The sequence below is a fragment of the Spiroplasma endosymbiont of Megaselia nigra genome, from assembly GCF_003987485.1.
Classification (GTDB): domain Bacteria; phylum Bacillota_I; class Bacilli_A; order Mycoplasmatales; family Mycoplasmataceae; genus Spiroplasma.
Map to the genome: position 1 here is coordinate 1 of NZ_RCOO01000241.1, position 1,441 is coordinate 1,441.

2 protein-coding genes are annotated in these 1,441 nt (G+C 24.6%); both read left to right on the top strand.

Annotation, left to right across the window (positions count from 1 at the left end):
* A partial coding sequence (locus D9R21_RS07585) for a hypothetical protein (protein WP_158613968.1) occupies positions 1 to 488 on the top strand: 488 nt, incomplete at its 5' end.
* A 12-nt stretch (positions 489 to 500) separates the two neighbouring features.
* Positions 501 to 1,382, top strand: coding sequence for a hypothetical protein (locus D9R21_RS06430; protein ID WP_126821538.1), 882 nt, complete (start codon positions 501 to 503; stop codon positions 1,380 to 1,382).
* Positions 1,383 to 1,441 lie beyond the last annotated feature (59 nt).

Genomic DNA, 1,441 nt, shown 5'->3' on the forward strand with positions numbered 1-1,441 from the left:
CTTTATCACTTGCGGGCGAAGTTGCTTTAACAATATATTATAAAAATCCTAAATATGTCCCCATTGTCGTTATGACAACTTTAATCAAAGCAGAACAGTTTGTTTTGGCTCCTGAACCGTTTAAATTCTATATGAACAGTGAGTGGTTTATTGGTTGGGGATTTAAAAAAACAAGTTTGTTTAATTTAGTTTCTTTCACCCCACTTGCTTATCGGCAAGTAGTAAAAGATAGTTTTAAAATATATCGGACAATTGCTAAGATATTAAAGTTGCAAGAACAATTTAAAAATAACTTTAATAAAGATAAATTGTTAAATACGCTAGAAGATAGTGTGGTTACTAGTTTATTGGGCAATGGGCTAGCATTTCAAACATACAAACAACTAAAAATAAAACAAGATTTAAACAAAACAATTAAAACAAATACACTATTAAGTAGTAAAAAATTTATATTAAAGAAAATATATTCTAAAAAAAGTAAATGATAAGGAGATGATTAAATGTTAAATGAATTATGACAAAATGTTACTTTGGAAAATTATAATAATTTTAATCCAATGACAGGTAAAATTACACAAGTTCCAGTTCGTTATAACAAGTTCTTTAAAGGTGATATAGAATTATGATTTAAAACATTTGCTTTAAGAGCCCAAAATATGATTAATTCTTACTTAAACTATCCATTTTCAAAATTAAAATTTGAAACATTTAAAGACCCATTATTAAAGAAAATTTGTATTAATATGGTTTTTATTACGATTGAACACTGAACATTTAACCGCATTCCAATTGAATTCTTTACTTCAGCAAATATGAGCGTTGGTAATATTAATTATTCTTCACAAAATGACCCAATGGCAACATGACAAGGTCTATTGCCTACCTATGCAAAATCATTGGCTAATTTAACAACTTTAAAGAAAATGTTTCGTACTTTTCAAGAAGAGGGTATTGATTTAACAATGATAGATTTAGAAGCATATTATACCCAGTTAGAAGTTGATTCTTTATTAGATAAACTTGTTATAGAAAAAATTAAAGATGAAAAAATTGCAAAAATAAAAAAAGAAATTTTAGATGAATTAAAAAAATCAATTGTTATACCATATGTATCAGAATGAGAAATTGTAGACACTAGTGATTTTGTATCAAATTCATTATATAAATATATAATAAAAGATTATGATAGTAATAATTATATTTATAATATAAGTATTTCAGACCAAGAAAATAGTGCTATAAATGTAACTTTTACTACTTTTAAAAATCATTATATATATGAATTTTTTGCACCAAATATTATAATTTTAAGACCCAATGGTCATATTGAATCAAATAGCAAACTAATATTTATACATGTTGAGAGAAAAAAAGTAAGTTAGAAGGGAGATGTTTTTATGCCAAAACTAGAAATTAAAGATGTAATTATGTTTTTAAAAAT